Annotated in this window: 18 protein-coding genes; 9 read left to right on the top strand and 9 right to left on the bottom strand. The window is 55.6% G+C overall.

The window, feature by feature from the left end; translation table 11 throughout:
• Window positions 1-272: 272 nt before the first annotated feature.
• Window positions 273-548 carry a YcgL domain-containing protein gene (locus AABB92_RS04095; protein ID WP_031374619.1) on the bottom strand — a complete coding sequence of 92 codons (276 nt, stop codon included), beginning with the start codon at window positions 546-548 and terminating at the stop codon, window positions 273-275.
• 155 nt (window positions 549-703) lie between these two features.
• On the opposite strand from AABB92_RS04095, the gene minC reads away from it, so the two are divergent.
• From minC to minE, 3 genes are read left to right on the top strand one after another with little or no spacing between them, the layout of a single operon-like run.
• Window positions 704-1,414, top strand: coding sequence for a septum site-determining protein MinC (gene minC / locus AABB92_RS04090; RefSeq protein ID WP_031374620.1), 711 nt, complete (start codon window positions 704-706; stop codon window positions 1,412-1,414).
• A gap of 33 nt (window positions 1,415-1,447) precedes the next feature.
• Entirely contained in the window at window positions 1,448-2,260 is an 813-nt protein-coding gene (minD, locus tag AABB92_RS04085) for a septum site-determining protein MinD (RefSeq protein WP_031374621.1), read from the top strand.
• A 3-nt stretch (window positions 2,261-2,263) separates the two neighbouring features.
• Window positions 2,264-2,533, top strand: coding sequence for a cell division topological specificity factor MinE (gene minE, locus AABB92_RS04080; protein ID WP_031374622.1), 270 nt, complete (start codon window positions 2,264-2,266; stop codon window positions 2,531-2,533).
• Window positions 2,534-2,586: 53 nt separating this feature from the next.
• Here the strand turns inward: minE and rnd are convergent, their stop codons facing one another.
• The 6 genes from rnd to AABB92_RS04050 all read right to left on the bottom strand — a co-directional run bounded on the left by rnd (window position 2,587) and on the right by AABB92_RS04050 (window position 9,755).
• Window positions 2,587-3,708: a ribonuclease D gene (gene rnd / locus AABB92_RS04075; protein ID WP_031374623.1), complete on the bottom strand. Its 1,122-nt coding sequence runs from the start codon at window positions 3,706-3,708 to the stop codon at window positions 2,587-2,589.
• Window positions 3,709-3,807: 99 nt separating this feature from the next.
• On the bottom strand, window positions 3,808-5,484 hold the full coding sequence (gene fadD / locus AABB92_RS04070) for a long-chain-fatty-acid--CoA ligase FadD (RefSeq protein WP_122983616.1): 1,677 nt from the start codon (window positions 5,482-5,484) through the stop codon (window positions 3,808-3,810).
• A gap of 207 nt (window positions 5,485-5,691) precedes the next feature.
• On the bottom strand, window positions 5,692-6,285 hold the full coding sequence (locus tag AABB92_RS04065) for a Slp/YeaY family lipoprotein (protein WP_031374624.1): 594 nt from the start codon (window positions 6,283-6,285) through the stop codon (window positions 5,692-5,694).
• A gap of 60 nt (window positions 6,286-6,345) precedes the next feature.
• Window positions 6,346-7,044 (bottom strand): tRNA (adenosine(37)-N6)-threonylcarbamoyltransferase complex dimerization subunit type 1 TsaB, encoded by a 699-nt coding sequence (gene tsaB / locus AABB92_RS04060; protein ID WP_046288280.1) that lies wholly within the window; start codon window positions 7,042-7,044, stop codon window positions 6,346-6,348.
• A gap of 44 nt (window positions 7,045-7,088) precedes the next feature.
• Window positions 7,089-8,999, bottom strand: a complete 1,911-nt coding sequence (gene yoaA, locus AABB92_RS04055) for a DNA repair helicase YoaA (protein ID WP_031374625.1) — start codon at window positions 8,997-8,999, stop codon at window positions 7,089-7,091.
• A 588-nt stretch (window positions 9,000-9,587) separates the two neighbouring features.
• Window positions 9,588-9,755 (bottom strand): hypothetical protein, encoded by a 168-nt coding sequence (locus AABB92_RS04050; RefSeq protein ID WP_162836815.1) that lies wholly within the window; start codon window positions 9,753-9,755, stop codon window positions 9,588-9,590.
• A 285-nt stretch (window positions 9,756-10,040) separates the two neighbouring features.
• Between AABB92_RS04050 and AABB92_RS04045 the strand changes: the two genes are divergently transcribed.
• Both AABB92_RS04045 and AABB92_RS04040 read left to right on the top strand, forming a co-directional pair.
• Window positions 10,041-10,400, top strand: coding sequence for a hypothetical protein (locus AABB92_RS04045; RefSeq protein WP_031374626.1), 360 nt, complete (start codon window positions 10,041-10,043; stop codon window positions 10,398-10,400).
• Between the two features lie 67 nt (window positions 10,401-10,467).
• Window positions 10,468-10,812 (top strand): RidA family protein, encoded by a 345-nt coding sequence (locus AABB92_RS04040; RefSeq protein ID WP_031374627.1) that lies wholly within the window; start codon window positions 10,468-10,470, stop codon window positions 10,810-10,812.
• A gap of 12 nt (window positions 10,813-10,824) precedes the next feature.
• Here the strand turns inward: AABB92_RS04040 and AABB92_RS04035 are convergent, their stop codons facing one another.
• Window positions 10,825-11,010: a YoaH family protein gene (locus AABB92_RS04035; protein ID WP_031374628.1), complete on the bottom strand. Its 186-nt coding sequence runs from the start codon at window positions 11,008-11,010 to the stop codon at window positions 10,825-10,827.
• A gap of 111 nt (window positions 11,011-11,121) precedes the next feature.
• Between AABB92_RS04035 and pabB the strand changes: the two genes are divergently transcribed.
• The 4 genes from pabB to AABB92_RS04015 all read left to right on the top strand — a co-directional run bounded on the left by pabB (window position 11,122) and on the right by AABB92_RS04015 (window position 16,392).
• Entirely contained in the window at window positions 11,122-12,480 is a 1,359-nt protein-coding gene (gene pabB / locus AABB92_RS04030) for an aminodeoxychorismate synthase component 1 (protein ID WP_031374629.1), read from the top strand.
• The gene (locus AABB92_RS04025) at window positions 12,481-13,044 is read left to right on the top strand and encodes a CoA pyrophosphatase (RefSeq protein WP_046288278.1); all 564 of its coding nucleotides are present in this window, start codon (window positions 12,481-12,483) and stop codon (window positions 13,042-13,044) included.
• A 187-nt stretch (window positions 13,045-13,231) separates the two neighbouring features.
• A complete protein-coding gene (locus tag AABB92_RS04020) occupies window positions 13,232-14,596 on the top strand; it encodes an L-serine ammonia-lyase (RefSeq protein ID WP_031374630.1) in 1,365 nt (454 codons plus the stop codon).
• Between the two features lie 224 nt (window positions 14,597-14,820).
• Complete coding sequence (locus AABB92_RS04015) at window positions 14,821-16,392, top strand: EAL domain-containing protein (RefSeq protein ID WP_031374631.1); 1,572 nt, start codon at window positions 14,821-14,823, stop codon at window positions 16,390-16,392.
• Window positions 16,393-16,526: 134 nt separating this feature from the next.
• Here the strand turns inward: AABB92_RS04015 and AABB92_RS04010 are convergent, their stop codons facing one another.
• The gene (locus AABB92_RS04010; protein WP_031374632.1) at window positions 16,527-18,098 is read right to left on the bottom strand and encodes a TerC family protein; all 1,572 of its coding nucleotides are present in this window, start codon (window positions 18,096-18,098) and stop codon (window positions 16,527-16,529) included.
• Window positions 18,099-18,502 lie beyond the last annotated feature (404 nt).

The raw sequence follows: 18,502 nt of genomic DNA, 5'->3' as shown, positions 1-18,502 counted from the left end.
GCGGGTCGATGTTTGCGGCTGTGTTGATCGAAATGCCAACCTCATCGCCTGATAATAAGACGCTTTTACCGGTCCGGGGTGGAGAATTTGTCAAAAAGCGTGAATCAGCACGCTGAAGTGATGAATAAACGTACAAATGACGTTAAATATCAGGCAGGCGATTTAAAAATGACTGGATAGATAAGCAGTACAGTTAATTTTAGCGGGGCCAGAAAAATATTAATCCTGACGGCATCAGAGCGACAGGATTAATATTTACAGATGAATCTGAATTAAACTTTTTTATCTGTCTGCAGATGAACGGTAAGCAGACTTTCTATCGGCGGCGGGAGTTGTAAATAATAGCCCTGCTCACTCAATCCCTGCTTTACTTTATTGATATCCGCATTAGCCAGCCTGTCACGGCCCGCCAGCTTTAGCACCATCGCCAGTTGCGGCTTGCCAAACCCTTTCAGCAACTCTGGCGGAACGCGAGAGAAATCGTCTTTTTTTTCAACATAGAGATAAGTCTGGTCGCGCAACGGGCTTCTGTAGATCACACAAAACATATTTTTTACTCGAATTAACCAGCGTTGAGGCTTGTCTGAATATAGCTGTAACTATAACATGCTTGCAGAACTTCGAATATTCACCGTTGGCGCTTTAATGATGATTTTATCATCGCTTAGCCAGCGGTAGTGAAAACAGGACTGAGTCGGGACAGATGTCGCAAACGCCAATCGAATTCAAAGGTAGCAGTTTCACCCTATCTGTCGTCCATCTGCATCACCACGATCCCGCGGTGATTCGTAAGGCACTTCAGGACAAGATTGACCAGGCTCCGGATTTTCTGAAAAACGCCCCGGTGGTGCTGAACGTTGCGGCTTTAAGTGCCGATATTAACTGGAAGCAGCTACAGCAGGCGATTATCGCCACCGGTTTGCGGATTGTCGGCGTCAGCGGCTGCAAAGATGACGCGCTGAAACGCATGATCGCCCGCGCTGGCTTGCCGGTTCTGGCGGAAGGTAAAGAGGCGAAAACGCGCAGTGACGTCCCGGCCGCCGTGCCGGAACCTCAGCCGGTCGCCGCTGAGCCGGTGATGGCAGCAAAAACCCGCATCGTGAATACCCCGGTGCGTTCGGGTCAGCAAATTTATGCCCGTGACGCTGATTTAATCATCACCAGCAGCGTCAGTGCCGGCGCCGAACTGGTTGCCGACGGCAACATTCATATTTACGGCATGATGCGCGGTCGCGCGCTCGCCGGTGCCAGCGGAGACCGCAACTGTCAGATTTTCTGTACCAATCTGGCAGCAGAGCTGGTCTCGATAGCGGGCGAATACTGGATCATGGATCAGATCCCCGAAGCGTATTTTGGTAAAGCGGCGCGCCTTTGCCTGCAGGATGGCGCGCTCACCATCCAGACACTTAATTAGGCCCCTTTTCTTTTGTTAAGGAAATCAACATTTATGGCACGCATTATTGTAGTTACATCCGGTAAAGGGGGCGTTGGTAAGACCACGTCAAGCGCGGCCATCGCCACCGGTTTAGCGCAGAAAGGCAAAAAAACGGTCGTTATCGATTTCGATATCGGCCTGCGTAACCTCGATTTGATCATGGGTTGTGAACGACGCGTGGTCTACGACTTCGTCAACGTGATTCAGGGCGATGCGTCGCTGAATCAGGCGTTGATTCGCGATAAACGTACCGAGCAGCTCTATATTCTGCCTGCGTCACAGACCCGCGACAAAGATGCACTGACCCGTGAAGGCGTCGAAAAAGTACTGAACGATTTAGCGGCGATGGAGTTCGATTTCATCGTCTGCGACTCGCCAGCAGGGATTGAAACCGGTGCACTGATGGCGCTTTACTTCGCTGATGAAGCGATCATCACCACTAACCCGGAAGTCTCATCGGTACGTGACTCAGACCGTATTCTCGGCATCATCTCGTCAAAATCCCGTCGCGCTGAAAACAGCCAGGAGCCGGTTAAGGAGCATCTGCTGCTGACCCGATACAACCCGGGCCGTGTTAATCGTGGCGATATGCTGAGCATGGAAGATGTGCTGGAAATTTTACGCATTCCTCTGGTCGGCGTGATCCCGGAAGATCAATCGGTGTTACGTGCCTCTAACCAGGGCGAGCCGGTGATCCTTGATGGTGAATCAGATGCTGGCAAAGCCTATGCCGATACCGTTGAACGGTTGCTCGGTGAAGTTCGCCCCTTCCGCTTTATTGAAGAAGAGAAGAAGGGTTTCCTGAAACGCCTGTTCGGGGGATAAACCATGGCATTACTTGATTTCTTTTTATCCCGGAAGAAGAACACTGCCAATATAGCCAAGGAAAGGCTGCAGATTATCGTGGCAGAACGCAGAAGGGGCGACAGTGAGCCCCACTATCTTCCGCAACTTAAGCGCGACATTCTGGAAGTGATTTGCAAATATGTGAAAATCGATCCGGAAATGGTCACGGTTCAGCTCGATCAGAAAGGTGACGATATCTCCATTCTGGAGCTGAACGTTACGCTACCGGAAACGGAAGAAGTGACTAAATGACGCTGACCGTTTCCTGAATTTCCCCTGCGCTGTTGCAGGGGAAATTTTATCGGTCACACCTCGGCCAGAATCTTCTCTATGCCGGGTTTAAGCAATTCGCCGCGCCATCCAGTCAGTAACTCCGGCTGACGTCCCTGTGGCTTCAATCCCCAGTGCTGGCTCAGAACCTGGTTGATCTGACGCCGTGACGCCAGTAATTCCTGACTGAATCCGCTCTGCTCACTCACCTGCTGCACCAGCGCTTTCATCGCCTTGAACACCTGCTTGTAATGCGGATGGTCGATCAGATTGCCGAGCGCCGCAGGCAGTTCACTCTCATCCAGCGCCTGGGCTTCTGCCACCAGCGCCACCAGCGTTTTACCGTGGAAACGGATCTCATGACCGGACAGGCCGAGATGGTCCAGTTCGCCCAGCGAACCTGGCATGAAGCGCGCCACTTTCCACAGATGCTCTTCGCGCACCACAAAGTTAACCGCCATATCCTTTTCACGCGCCAGCTTCAGACGCCATGCGGCCAGTCGTTGCAGGGCTGCCAGCTGACGCGGACGCAGTTGCCAGGCGTTGGTGATATCACGCCACGCTTCTTCAGGCGCTAAGCTGTCGAGGCGACGCTGGCACAAATTGTCACACTCACTCAGTGCAGCCGCCATGTTGCCTGCCGCCTCGGTCTGCACCATCAGCTGATGGGCAATCGGCAGCAGATAGTGCACATCCGCCGCGGCATACTGACATTGACGCTCGGTCAGCGGACGCGCTAACCAGTCGGTACGCGACTCGCTCTTATCCAGTTCGACCTGGGTAAAATGCGCCACCATTGAGGCAAAGCCCCACGACAGCGGCTGGCCGGAGAACGCCGCCAGAATCTGAGTATCGATCATCGGCTGTGGCAGGACGCCAAAGCGGTGCAGGAAGACTTCCAGATCTTCGCCGCCGGCGTGCAGGAATTTGGTCACTGCGGTGTCGGTCAGCAACGCGATAAACGGTGACCAGTCACGGATCGCAAGGGGATCGATCAGCACTAACTGGTGATCGTCGAACAGCTGGATCAAACCGAGCTGCGGGTAGTAAGTCCGGGTGCGGACGAATTCAGTATCCAGTGCCACTGCCGTATGCTGGCGCGCTTTCTGGCAGACTTCAGCCAGTTGTTCATCCTGGTCAATCAGAGAATAATTCACGTCTAGTTTTTCACCGCAGCCAACAACGTGCGGTGCTCCATGTTAAAAACAATAAAAACGCCGGACATGCCGGCGTCTAACCTGAATCCTTGCCAGGGCTTAGCTTGCGCTGGCTTTTACTTCGTCGCGCAATTCGCGTCGCAGAATCTTGCCGACGTTGGTTTTTGGCAGCTCATCACGAAACTCAATAATTTTCGGCACTTTGTATCCGGTCAGCTGACGGCGACAGTGGTCTAGCAACTCTTCTTTAGTCAGTGAGGCATCTTTTTTCACCACGCAGACTTTCACCGCCTCGCCGGAAAGATCGCTGGGCACGCCGATCGCGGCCGCTTCACGTACTTTCGGATGTTGCATCAGCACATCTTCGATCTCGTTGGGATAAACATTGAAGCCGGATACCAGAATCATATCCTTCTTACGATCGACGATGCGAATAAAGCCTTCCTGATCAACGGTAACAATATCGCCGCTATGGAGCCAGCCATTTTTCAGCACTTCCTCCGTGGCATCCGGGCGCTGCCAGTAGCCGAGCATCACCTGTGGGCCGCTGATACACAGTTCACCCGGTTCGCCTGGTGAAACCTCATTGCCGTTATCATCCAGAATCAACACATCGGTTGAGGGAACCGGTAAGCCAATGCTGCCGGTGTGGCAACTGATATCGTAAGGATTGACCGACACCAGCGGCGAGCATTCCGTCAGCCCGTAGCCTTCCAGCAGATAGTGACCGGTCAGTTTTTCCCAGCGTTCCGCCACCGCTTTCTGCACCGCCATCCCGCCCCCGGCTGACAGCCGCAGCGTACTGAAGTCGAGCTTATTGAACTGTTCATCATTCAGCAGCGCGTTGAACAGCGTGTTGACGCCGGTGATGGCGGTAAACGGAAACTTCGACAGCTCTTTAACAAAGCCAGGGATGTCGCGCGGATTGGTAATCAACAGATTCTGACCGCCCAGCTCCAGGAACAGCAGGCCATTCACCGTTAAGGCAAAGATGTGATAGAGCGGCAGCGCCGTGACCACACACTCTTTGCCGTCGCGCAGAACTTTACCGTAGGTAGCTTTGGTCTGTTCCAGATTGGCCTGCATATTGCGATGAGTCAGCATCGCGCCTTTGGCGATGCCGGTAGTGCCGCCGGTATATTGCAGGAAAGCGAGATCGTCATTGCTGACCGTCGGACGCTGATACGTGAGCGTGGCACCCTGCTCCATTACCTGACGAAACGAGATTGCGCCGGGCAAATGGTATTTCGGTACCAGTCGCTTGACGTATTTGACCACGAAATTAACCAGCGTCGCCTTGACCGGTGCCAGCTGATCGCCCATTCGGGTCAGAATCACGTGGCGCACAGCGGTCTCCGCCACTACCTTTTCCAGCGTATGGGCAAAGTTGGAGACAATAACGATGGCGCTGGCACCGCTGTCATTCAGCTGGTGCTTGAGTTCGCGCGGCGTATAGAGCGGATTCACATTCACAACCACCATGCCGGCGCGGAGTACGCCGAACAGCGCCACCGGATACTGCAGCAGGTTAGGCATCATCAGCGCGACCCGATCGCCGGCTTTCAAACCAAGCTGCTGTTGCAGATAAGCCGCAAACGCGCGGCTTTTCTCTTCCAGTTGGCGATAGGTCATCTTCTGACCCATGTTCCAGAATGCAGGTTGATCGGCGTAGCGTTTGGCGGCCTGCTCAAACAGATCCACCAGCGAAGTATAACGATCTGCACTTATTTCGGCTGGCACATCAGCCGGGTAGCGTTTAAGCCAAACCTTATTCAAGGATCCACCCCGATAATCATGTTGTATTTCCATCGCTGCCTCAGCCAATCTGGTTTGTTAACAATATTTTAACTGATTGTACCAGTTTGCCTGTTTCGGCATGTTGAGGTTGCGAAGTCCATCACTAAATTTCGTGCTGTTAAAACAGACAAATAAAAAGCCCGGCGGCGACCAGCGCTACCGGGCCAGAAAAGTGTGACTGCCCTATCACTCAGTCAGAATGGTTTCGACCTGTGCCGGACCGCTGCTGTACATTCCCCAGTAGGGATTCGGTCCCCAATAGCCGGGACGATGACGCGTCGGTCCATACCAGATCCACGGATCGATCGGCTGCGGCGGCGACATCACCTGTCGGGTCAGATGCCAGCGCTGATAGCCGCGCACATCAATCACCACAAATTTGTAGTTCGCCTCGCCAATTTTACCGGGCTCAGTGCCTTTGATGTTGCCCAGCACCGTTACAAACTGATCTCTCACATCCACCGGATCGACGAAACCGTGGATATCGGCATAGATGCGACCCACCGAAGCCGCTCCCAGCCGTGGACGGGCACTCTCATCCAGCGGTTGCGTGGCGATCTCCAGCCGGGTTTTACCGTTAAGGTTAGTGACATTCACCACCTTACCGCCAAAACGTGACTCCTGGCCGGTATAGATGGCCGGATCGTTCATGACCCGCAACAAATCCTGTTGCGGCTGCGGTGAACTGCCCTGCAGGCTGTCCGGAATTGAGACACAACCTGTTAAAACCAGCGTACAGGTCAGCAACAGACCTGTTAGCCCTTTAGCGCACATTGACATAGGCGTCCTCCCGTTACGTAATGATTTAGACTGGACGCATAACAATAAGTTGCGTGCGATCTAGCGGCCTGGCAACTTTTTCCATGCCACCTCATTACGCAGATAGGTTGGCTCGGCATTTTCCGGTTGCAGGGTATTACCCTGGCCTAAAGCAACGACCGCCAGCGGTAACATATCTTCGGCGGCAGGTAAACTCACGTCACTGGCGTGCAGCGTCAGGGAATGGCCCTGCTGCAGTTCGGGATAAGCCTGCCAGCCGGTGCCGGCAGTCATCCACTCGCCCGACAGCGCCTGCATCCGTGCCAGCGCGGCCGCGGGTGACAGCACGCTTTCGCTGGCTTCACCCTGCCAGACGCCCCGTTCGTCGCGCTGGTATTCGGCCCAGTAGACCTCGCCCATCCGCGCATCAATGGCGGTTAACACGCGGGTGGCGCGCTGCAAGCGCCAGGCGCCCTCTGCCAGCGTGGCCAGCGTCGAGATACCGATCATCGGCAGTGCCGCACCGAGTGCCAGGCCCTGGGCAATACCAATTCCGATACGCACGCCGGTAAAACTGCCGGGACCGCGACCAAAGGCCAGCGCGTCAAGATCGGTCAGGTCGAGCTGCTGCGCCAGCAGTAACTCTTCGATCAGCGGCAAAATGCGCTGAGTATGATCGCGCGGGGCAATCTCAAATCGGGCATCAATCTGTTGCTGATTCAGCAAGGCGGCTGAACAGGCTTCTGTCGCCGTATCCAGCGCTAAAATTCGGGCTGACATGACCACCTCAGGAGAATGAAAACGGCGCGCATTTTAGCATAAAATCAGGCGTCAGGTTGCTGCCGTATAAAGGCGATGGCGCGGGCGATATCGCGGGTACGCGGCGTTGGCGGCAGGCTGTTCAGAAACAGCGCGCCATAAGGACGCGAAACCAGCCGCTGATCGCAAATCACCAGCACACCCCGGTCGTCGGTATCCCGGATCAGACGCCCGACGCCCTGCTTCAGAGTGATCACCGCATCCGGCAGCTGCACATCGGTAAACGGATCGCCACCGCGGATACGGCAATCTTCCATCCGCGCCTTGAGTAAAGGATCTTCCGGTGAAGTAAACGGCAGCTTATCGATGATGACCAGCGAAAGCGCATCGCCGCGCACGTCGACCCCTTCCCAGAAACTACTGGTAGCGACCAGTAAGGCATTGCCTTTATCGATAAACTGTTTCAGCAACTGACCTTTGCTGGTTTCGCCCTGAACCAGCACCGGTAACGTCATTGAGGCACGGAATTCCGCCGCCAGCTCACGCATCATCAGGTGCGAGGTACAGAGGAAGAAACAGCGTCCTTTGTTGGCGTCAATCAGCGGCTTCATCATGGCGGCAAGCTGACGTGCGCCGCCGGGACGGTTCGGTTCAGGCAGGTTGCGCGGCACACATAACAGTGCCTGCTGGGCATAATCGAACGGACTGTTCAGAATTAAACTTTTTGCTGCGTTCACGCCCAGCCGCTCGGCAAAGTGCTCCATCTTCTCATCCACTGCCAGCGTGGCAGAGGTGAAAATCCAGGCCGCTTTGCGATTATCCATCACTTCGCGGAAGCGTTCCGCCACCGACAGCGGCGTCAGCGCCAGAATAAAGTGGCGTGAAGTGCATTCATACCAGTAGCTGTAGCCCGGCTCATTGATCGCCCGTAACCGCTTCAGTCGGCCACGGTAGAGCGCCGCGCGCTCAAACGCCGCATCCAGCAACGCTGAACGGCCCAGGGAGAGTTTGATGACGTCGTAACAGAGTTCAAGCGCATCATCCAGCAGCGTAAACATCCGCAGGATGTTGTTATCGCTCAGCAGTTCACGCAGATTACCGCGGTAGCCCGGGTCGCCTAGCGACAGGCGAAAATCCTGAGCACACTGCGCCAGGCGATCGGCGGACTTTTGCAGTTGCTGCACGTCGCGCACTTCGGTGCGGTAGGCAGTGATAATATCTTTGGCGAGGTCGAGCAGTTGCCGGCTGGAGAGCTGTTGTCCGAAATACTGACTGGCGATATCGGGAAGCTGATGGGCCTCATCGAAGATCATCACGTCCGCTTCCGGGATCAGTTCGCCGAACCCACCTTCTTTGACCACCAGGTCAGCCAGAAACAGGTGATGGTTCACCACCACCACATCCGCGTCCATGGCCCGCTTACGCGCTTTCACTACGAAGCACTCTTTATAACGCGGGCAGTCGGTGCCGAGGCAGTTATCGTTGGTGCTGGTGACCAGCGGCCAGACCGGGCTATCTTCAGTGACGCCGGCACAGCTGCTGATATCGCCATCTACCGTCTGCGAAGACCAGCTCCGCAGCGTCACCAGGTCAGTCAGCGCCTGTACGGCCAGATCGCCGCCCGCCATTGACTGCTGCTCCAGCCGCTCCAGGCAAAGATAGTTGGATCGCCCTTTCAGTAAGGCGGTCTTTCCTTTGTATTTTAGTGCGCCGATCATGGTGGGCAGATCGCGGCCATAAAGCTGATCCTGCAGCGCTTTCGATCCGGTCGAGACGATCACTTTCTTGCCGGCCCGCAGCGCGGGGGCCAGATAAGCATAGGTTTTCCCGGTGCCGGTACCGGCTTCTACCACCAGCTCACCTTGCTCTTTTACGGCTTCGGAAACCGCCTGCGCCATTTCACGCTGCGCTTCACGCGGCTTGAAGCCGGCTATTGCCTGCGCCAGCGCGCCATCAACTGCAAAATCGTCTGCCACATACCCTCTCAAAGAACGGCAAAAACACTGTAATTATGTCAGTATTAAATTCACAAAGCAAAATAGAGGATAATCAAAAAGTTAACCATAAAAAGGCTGTCAGGCCTGGCCTGACGATCTCCGAAGCGACGGGTAACAGGTGGGAAAATTGTGTCGCCAACGCGCGCATTTTGCCGGGCAAACCGGTCAGGTTACACCGCCCGGCGGAAGCCGGACGCGGCTCAGAAACAACAAAACCGCCTGAATGACGGTTTTGTTGGGATGACGCGTTGGTTGCGTCGCGTGATAACAGCAGGTGATTAAAAAATCCCGTTAGCTACCGAGGGTGAGGCTGGCATGAAAGATTAAATATCCTTTTCTAACGGATCCTGTCCAGGCTCTTCATCCTCTTCTTCATCTTCCGGATAGATTTCAGCGTCATCAGGCAGCGGTTCATCGTAATCAGGACGTTCAGACATAATTACCTCCGGTGATAAATAGCAGTGCTGCTATTTCATCTCAGCATAGTTAACCGCCACTTCCGCCCGCCCGCTTTTGGTTGAAAGTGTGAGTTAAGCGGTAATAATCCTGCTGTCGCTGCCGTGGCCGCTAGTGATGAATGTAAAAGGCCCCCGCCAGCATGATGACAAAGAGAACGGCAAAGGTGATATAACCCTGCTTCGCACCACGCGACAGACCGACAAACGCCGACACCACAATAAACAGCAGCGTCAGTGCGCCTGCCATTACCCAAAACAGATACTGCGTATTCGCCATGCTTTCATCCTCATCCTGTGGCGTCATTTATCGGCTGATTTATATCATTTTTTGCTGCGGGGTGCGTCACTTCTGTTGCCTGGCGCGCCGCTTAGCGCCCGGCTCCGCCTGATACTGTGTGATGCAGCTATCAAATGCGGTGGATAGCTGCGAGGAAATAAGCGCACGGATTATAATCATTACATCACCTTATCGTTGGGATGTGGCATCCGTAAGGTGACGCGCGGTCGGCACATTGGCGCAGACCGCCTCTATCGTACTGTCTGCCTCAGGCGGAGGAACGTTATGAATCATTCCCGCATCGGATCGCTTATCGGCGTGCTGCTGGTCTGTGGCTGCCAGGCACCTACTCCTGATCAGGCACGCCTCGGTCAGCCGGTATTTCAGGCCCAGAGCGCCCGCACCGCACCGCAGCTTAGTGACTGTATTTATCGTGGCTGGTCTACCACCGAGGTGATCGCCAGGGATAATACTACGCATACGCAACCGCGCGGTGAGCAAATCACCGTCCTGACGTGGGAAGATTCGATATTCGCCGACGTGACGCCACAGCAACGCGGTGCCGGGGTAAAATTCTTTACCACTTTTAATATGTGGCCGCAGGTGATGGCCGATCGTCAGGCTATCGTCAAACGCTGCCTGTGAGGGGGAAGAGATGACAGCGGCATAAGGAATGTGCCAGGCTAATGCCCATCAAACCAGGGAGAAAAAGATGAGTATTACCCGCATCGATCCGGAACATCGTATGTCCGAAGCCGTGATTCACAATGACACCATCTATTACACCAGCGTGCCAGAGAATCTGGATGAGGATGCTGAAGCGCAGACGGCCAATGCACTGGCGGTGATTGACAGATTGCTGACGCGACTCGGCAGTGATAAGAGCAAAATTCTTGATGCCACCCTGTTTCTGGTGGACAAAGCGGACCTGCCCGCAATGAACCGCGCCTGGGACGCCTGGGTTTCCCCGGATAACGCGCCAGTACGCTGCACGGTTCAGGCAGGTTTGATGAACCCGCAATACAAAATCGAAATCAAAATCATCGCAGCACGTTAAGCCTGCCGGGCGCTATTCTTCTTCATCCTCGTCGTCGAACAGCGCCCGGATTTGCTCGCCTTTATGATTCTGGCGAATTTCCTGCGCCACCTGGGCGATAGCTTCGCCACTCGACAGTCCACCCGCCATCAGTTCCTGAATACGCTCGACGGCCTGCTGTTGCTGCTCATGAGAGAGAGCCGGTAATCCTATAGCCATGTTTCACTCCTGCGTTGGGGGCAGCGATTATCACACGCCGAACAAACAGGTGCCAGTCAGGAAAAAATATGTCAGTCTGACGACCTCTTTGCTCTCTGATTTGTCTGCCTGATGATTGTTGAAACCCTCAGTCTTGATTATACCCCGGATGCGCTGATTCAGCGTTTCGCCCCGATTGCCAGCCTGCCGTGGGCAATGCTGCTCTCTTCCGCCAATGCCAACCATAGCGACAATCGTTTTGATATTCTGACCGCCGATCCGCGCGCCACGCTGGTGACCCGCGGTGACGTTACCCACATTACCGATGCCAGCGGCTGCAGCGAATCTGGCGCGGATCCGCTGCAACTGGTTCAGCAGCAGTGTGATGCGCTGGGCGTGACGCCGCTCAGTCATGACCATCTGCCGTTTCAGGGCGGCGCGCTTGGCCTGTTCGGGTACGATCTCGGTCGCCGGTTTGAGCAGTTGCCACAGCAGGCACAGGCTGATCTCACCACGCCGGATATGGCGGTCGGCATTTACGACTGGGCATTGATTGCCGATCATCATCGTCAGACCCTGACGTTGCTGGCATTGCAGGATGTTGAAGCCCGCGCCGCCTGGCTGGCGCAGTGGCCTGAACGTGAAGCCGTGCCGTTCAGCCTTACCAGCCAGTGGCAATCCAACCTCAATTACGCTGACTACGCGGCACGCTTTGCCGCCGTTCAGGCTTATATTCAGGCGGGTGACTGCTATCAGGTGAATCTGGCTCAGCGTTTTCAGGCCGGTTATCAGGGTGATGAGTGGCAGGCCTTTTGTGCCCTCAACCAAGCCAACCGCGCGCCGTTCAGCGCCTTTCTGCGCCTGCCGCACAGCGCGATCCTTAGCCTGTCGCCGGAGCGCTTTTTATCATTGAATGATAAACAGATCGAAACCCGCCCGATCAAAGGTACCCGTCCACGCTGTGCCGATCCGATTGCCGATCGGCAACAGGCAGATGATCTGCAAAATGCAGAAAAAGATCGCGCCGAAAATCTGATGATTGTCGATTTGCTGCGTAACGACATTGGCCGCGTGGCGGTGCCTGGCTCAGTCAGTGTGCCTGAGCTGTTTGTGGTCGAGCCCTTCCCTGCCGTTCACCATCTGGTCAGCACGGTGCGGGCGCAGCTTCCTGACGATCTGCAGGCCACCGATCTGCTGCGCGCCTGTTTCCCTGGCGGCTCAATTACCGGCGCGCCAAAAATCCGGGCGATGGAAATTATTGATCAGCTGGAACCGCAGCGCCGGAATGCCTGGTGCGGCAGCATTGGCTATCTCAGCCTGTGTGGCCGCATGGATACCAGCATCACCATCCGCACCCTGATTGCTGAAGGTCAGCAGCTTTACTGCGCGGCGGGTGGCGGCATTGTCGCCGACAGTGAGGTGCAGGCGGAATATCAGGAGACGCTGGATAAAGTCAGCCGCATTCTGCCGGCGCTGGAACAGGGGGTCTGAATGGCGCTCACGCTTGACGCCTTCCGCAGCCGGTTTCTGCTGCAGCCACCGCAACACAATACGCAACGTCTCGCCGGACGGCATGCCGCAGTGCTGGTACCGATTGTGGCGCGACCGGAACCGGGTCTGTTGCTGACCCAGCGCTCCCATGCGCTGCGTAAGCATGCCGGACAGGTCGCCTTCCCTGGCGGCATGCAGGATGATACCGATGCCTCGCTGATCGTGACCGCTCTGCGGGAAGCACAGGAGGAAGTGGGCATCGACCCACAGCAGGTTGAGGTGTTGGGCGTGCTGCCTGCCGTCACCAGCAGCACCGGCTTTCAGGTGACGCCGGTGCTGGCGATCATTCCGCCGGATCTGCCGCTACGAATCAACCCGGACGAAGTGCGCAGCGCCTTTGAGATGCCGCTGGCCGAAGCGTTACGGCTCAGCCGCTATAGCGCGCTGGAGGTGCACCGCGCTGGCGTGCGTCATCCGGTCTGGCTGTCGCGCTATCAGGATTACCTGGTCTGGGGCATGACCGCCGGCATTATCCGCTCACTCAGCGAGCAAATTGCGTTCTGACGCCCACTTTTGCCATTAACCTGTTGCTTTTCGGCCTGCTGAGCGGCGGGCCGCGCTATAATTTTTTCTATCGGTTTTAATAAGTTTATTTCATGCGAAAAGCTGCTCTTTTCTCCGGCATGACTATTACTATTAGCGCCATAAACTGCCCCGGCAGACTGAGAATAATTTGTGAGGAGTGTCACCTGTGATTAGTGTTTTCGACATGTTCAAAGTGGGCATAGGCCCATCAAGTTCGCACACTGTCGGCCCGATGAAAGCGGGTAAGCAGTTTGTGGATTTGTTATCCGAACAGGGAAAGCTACAGGAGGTGACCCGCATTGCGGTAGATGTCTACGGCTCACTGTCGCTGACCGGTAAAGGCCACCATACCGACATCGCTATTATTATGGGGCTGGCGGGCGAATCTCCCGACACGGTCGATATTGATGCCATCCCGGCCTTTATTAAAGATGTCGCCCAGCGTGAACGTTTACTGCTGGCCAAAGGGGCGCATGAGGTCGACTTCCCGCGTGAGGGCGGCATGGTGTTCCGCAGTGAAAACCTCTCGCTGCATGAAAACGGTCTGCGTCTGCTGGCGTTCGCCGGCGACCTGCTGATTCTGTCGAAAACCTACTACTCCGTCGGTGGCGGCTTTATCGTCGATGAAGAGCATTTCGGTCAGTCGGCGCTGGATGAAGTTTCAGTGCCGTGGTCGTTCCACTCCGCCAAAGATCTGCTGGCGCACTGCCGCGAAACCGGACTCTCCTTATCCGGTCTGGTGATGAAAAACGAACTGGCGCTGCACAGTCGCGATGAGATCCACGCCTATTTCGCCAACATCTGGCAGACTATGCAGGCCTGCATCGATCGCGGCCTGAATACCGAAGGCGTATTGCCGGGGCCGCTGCGGGTGCCGCGCCGCGCCGCCTCGCTGCGTCGTTTGCTAATCTCCTCATCCAAACACTCTAACGATCCGATGATCGTCATCGACTGGATCAATATGTTCGCGCTGGCGGTGAATGAGGAAAACGCGGCCGGCGGACGGGTTGTCACCGCGCCAACCAACGGCGCCTGTGGCATCGTGCCGGCGGTACTGGCCTATTACGATCACTTTATTGAGCCGGTAACGCCAGATATTTTCCTGCGCTACTTCCTCGCATCCGGTGCTATCGGCGTGCTGTATAAAATGAACGCGTCGATTTCGGGCGCAGAAGTGGGATGCCAGGGCGAAGTGGGTGTCGCCTGTTCGATGGCGGCAGCCGGTCTGGCAGAACTGCTGGGCGGCAGCCCGGAACAGGTTTGCGTCGCCGCCGAGATCGGCATGGAGCATAACCTCGGGCTGACCTGTGACCCGGTCGCCGGACAGGTTCAGGTGCCCTGCATTGAGCGAAATGCTATCGCCTCGGTCAAAGCGATCAATGCGGCGCGTATGGCCCTGCGTCGCACCAGTGAACCGCGCGTCTCACTGGATAAGGTGATCGAGACCATGTATGAAACCGGCAAAGACATGAACGCCAAATACCGTGAAACTTCACGCGGCGGTCTGGCGATTAAAGTACAGTGCGATTAATCGAAACGTTTGATTGTTTAATTAATGTGCAATCGTAGTGAAATCCACATCCTGCGCTATCTCAGCGCAGGGTAAACCGGTAGAGTGATTTCCGCGCGACTGTCCTGGTCGCGCAACTTTCCAGCACCGCTTTTCTGCATTCCGGCCTCAATGTTGATCGGGCCGTGCCGATAACAACCCCGTTATTTTTGGCTTTTTTCTGGTTTTTTGGGAAGGTGGTACTGATGCTCATGGCCCAGCAATTTGTTGGACAATTCAGACGCAAGCGTTTGCTGATTGCGCTGGCAATCGCCACCGTGGTACTGATTCTGACGCTGGCATTTCGTTATATTGAAGAGAAGTCGCGTATTGAACAGCAGGCGATGGATTTCGCCGATAAAGCGATTATGCGGTTTGACCGGATGTTTTCACCGCTGGATGTTTCCGCTAATAACACCCTCGGGCTGGTCGGCGTGCCCTGCCGCGACGTGCGTTTTCCGCTGATTGAGAAAATTTCCGCGCTGCAAACGGTGCGCGCCATTCTGCTGGTCGATAATGACGCGATCTACTGTTCCAGTATCTTTGGTCCGCGTGCGATCCCGTTTAGCGAGACCTATCCCGAACTGGCCTTTACCGGTCAGCGCATGACGCTTGCCACCGACAATTACCTGTTAAAAGGGTCGCCGGTATTATTACTCTGGACGCCAAGAAGCCCGGATAATCGCTCCGGTATTTTGCAGGTAATTAACATCGAAATGATGAGTAATTATCTGCTGGAACCGCAGTTGCCGTGGGTGGAACGGGCGGTCTTCAACGTCAACGGCGAGAGTCTGGAGTATGGCAATCCGCTGATTGAACCCACGCTGCCGTCGGAAGATGAGGTGAGTTACTATCAGGCCTCGCTGCGTTATCCCTACACCCTGACGCTGTACGGTCCCTCACCGACCCGGCTGGCACTGCACACGCTGCCATCGCAGCTGCCGCTGGCGCTGCTGCTCAGCCTGCTGATGGGGTATATCGTCTGGCTGGCGACCGCCAACCGCATGAGCCTGAGCTGGCAAATCAGCTACGGCATCACCGCCAATGAGTTTATGGTTTACTGCCAGCCGCTGATTAACGCCAGAAGCGGCCAGTGCGATGGCATTGAGTTGCTGCTGCGCTGGCATAATGCGCGTCAGGGCTGGGTGGCACCCGATGTGTTTATTCCGCTGGCCGAACGGCAGAATCTGATTAAGCCGCTGACCCGCTTCGTGCTGAACGAGGTGGTAAAACAGCTCCCTCACCTGCCTGCGTGTCCGGGTTTCCACATCGCTATTAACGTTGCCGCCAGCCATTTCCGCGACCGCGCTATCCTGCAGGATCTGCAAAACCTCTGGTGGCCCGCCAATCCGGTACCGAAGCTGGTGGTCGAGTTAACCGAACGCGATGCGCTGCCGGTGGTTGATCAATCGGTCATCGCCCAGCTGCATGAGATCGGCGTGCGGCTGGCGATTGATGATTTTGGTACCGGCCACAGCTCGCTCTCCTACCTGAAGGATTTAAAGCCCGACGTACTGAAGATCGACAAAATCTTTACCGCCGCCATCGGTACCGATGCGATTAACGCCACCGTCACCGACATGGTGATTTCACTGGCGCAGCGCCTGAATATCAGTCTGGTCGCTGAAGGGGTCGAAACGGCAGAACAGGCCGCCTATCTGCGGGCGCGCGGCGTCGATCATCTGCAGGGCTATTATTATGCCCGCCCGATGCCCATCGGTGATTTCCCCGGCTGGCTGGCAAAGCACAAGCCAGACGTTGACCCGGTACCCACCTGATCGCAGATGATGCTTCGGCGGTAACGTCAGGCAAAAAAAAAGCCGCTGCATCAGAGCAGCGGCGTTCAACAACCTCAGACAGTCAGTGGGCGACTCAGCAAACCTGCGGTCGCCGGTTATTTGCCTGCCCTGCCTTAGCGTTCTTCCTCTTCATCCTGCGGCTGATCTTTGGTAACCCGCACCAGATCGATACGGTAATCGGTCGCTTCGATAATCTGAAAGTGCAGCGGCGTGATATCAATCACCTCACCCGGCTGCGGCAACTGCCCTTTCTGAGCAATCAGCAGGCCCGCCAGCGAGGCGTGATCTTCATCCGGGTCAACCAGCTGATGGAAGTCGAGCAACTGTTGCAGCGAGTGCAAATCGGTGCCGCCTTTGACTAACCAGCCGTCGCCATCGGCGATGATATCCGGCGTTTCATCCTCATCCGGGAACTCACCGGCGATCGCTTCCAGCACGTCAAGTGGCGTAATCAAACCCTGCACCACACCAAATTCATTGGTGACGATAACAAAACTGCCTTTGGCACGACGCAGCACGCCGAGCAGATTGATCGGATCCAGCGTTTCCGGCACCACAATGGTCGGGGTATTGGCGGCAAAGGTCGCCACATCGACGCCGTGTTCCAGCGCCACCAGCAGCTCTTTCGCCCGTACTACGCCGACAATTTCGTCCAGCTCACCGCGACAGACCGGGAACAGGCTGTGCGGCGTATCCAGCAGCTGAATACGAATCTCATCGACCGGACGGTTGGCATCCACCCACGAGATTTCACCGCGCGGCGTCATAATGCTGCGAATCGAACGGGACGCCAGCGTCAGCACGCCGTTGATCATATAGCGCTCTTCATCTTTAAACGCTTCCTGCGGCATCGCTTCTGTTAACGCGGACTCTTCATTACTGCTGCTGTTAGCCGTCTGGGCGCGATTGCGGCCGCCCATCAGACGCAGAATCGCTTCGGCGGTACGTTCACGCATCGGTCGATGCGACTGATGTCGGATAAAGTTACGACGGGCAATCTGGTTAAACAGCTCAATCAGGATCGAGAAGCCGATCGCCGCGTAGAGATAACCTTTCGGAATATGGAAACCAAAGCCTTCGGCCACCAGTGACAGACCAATCATCAACAGGAAGCTCAGACAGAGCACCACCACCGTTGGATGCGCATTAACAAAGTTGGTTAATGGCTTAGAGGCCAGCAACATCACACCCATTGCAATCACCACGGCGGTCATCATCACCGGCAGATGGTTCACCATGCCGACTGCAGTAATCACCGCATCAAGCGAAAACACCGCATCCAGCACCACAATCTGCGTTACCACCGCCCAGAAACTGGCGTAACCGCGGTTGCCTGAGCCGTCCAGCTGGCGGTTCTCCAGCCTTTCATGCAGCTCCATGGTCGCCTTAAACAGCAGGAACAGACCACCCGCCAGCAGAATTAAATCCCGACCGGCAAAGCTGAAATCACCTACGCTGAATAGGGGCGTGGTGAGCGTCACCATCCACGAGATCAGCGACAGCAGGCCCAGACGCATCACCAGCGCCAGCGACAGGCCGATCAGACGCGCTTTATCACGCTGCTTCGGCGGCAGTTTGTCCGCCAGGATGGCGATGAAGACCAGGTTATCGATGCCCAGCACGATTTCCAGCACGACAAGCGTCAGTAAACCCGCCCAGATTGAGGGGTCGAATAGAAATTCCATTAATGACTCCTGAACGAGGAAAAGTGTGAACCGATGCGTGTCAGCGCGTTAAAGCGTGACAGAGTGACGATCGGGTAAGCAGTGAATACGCCGTCAGGCGAAAGATGACGCGCCAGCAGGCGCAAAGAACAGGTTAAGCGACGTCGGTGACGATCCATAAAGGTGGGCTGAGGCCCGTTACTCCTGAGTAATAAACAGATCGTTAATGTATCAGGTCGCGCTTTGGCGTCAAAAAATTTTCTTTTTTTTACAATCTGCCATTCAAATGACGGAGCGCATTAAATTGCACGTTCCGTTAATCAGGCTGCGAATAGCTGACAGCCATCACATAATTTATTTTTTCGATCACTAAAATAAATCGCGACTTTACGGCCTTATCGCAGTTACCCGATGATTTTCCGAGA

The sequence above is a fragment of the Pantoea brenneri genome (assembly GCF_038594305.1).
GTDB lineage: Bacteria > Pseudomonadota > Gammaproteobacteria > Enterobacterales > Enterobacteriaceae > Pantoea > Pantoea brenneri.
This window is presented reverse-complemented; position numbering and strand designations above follow the sequence as displayed.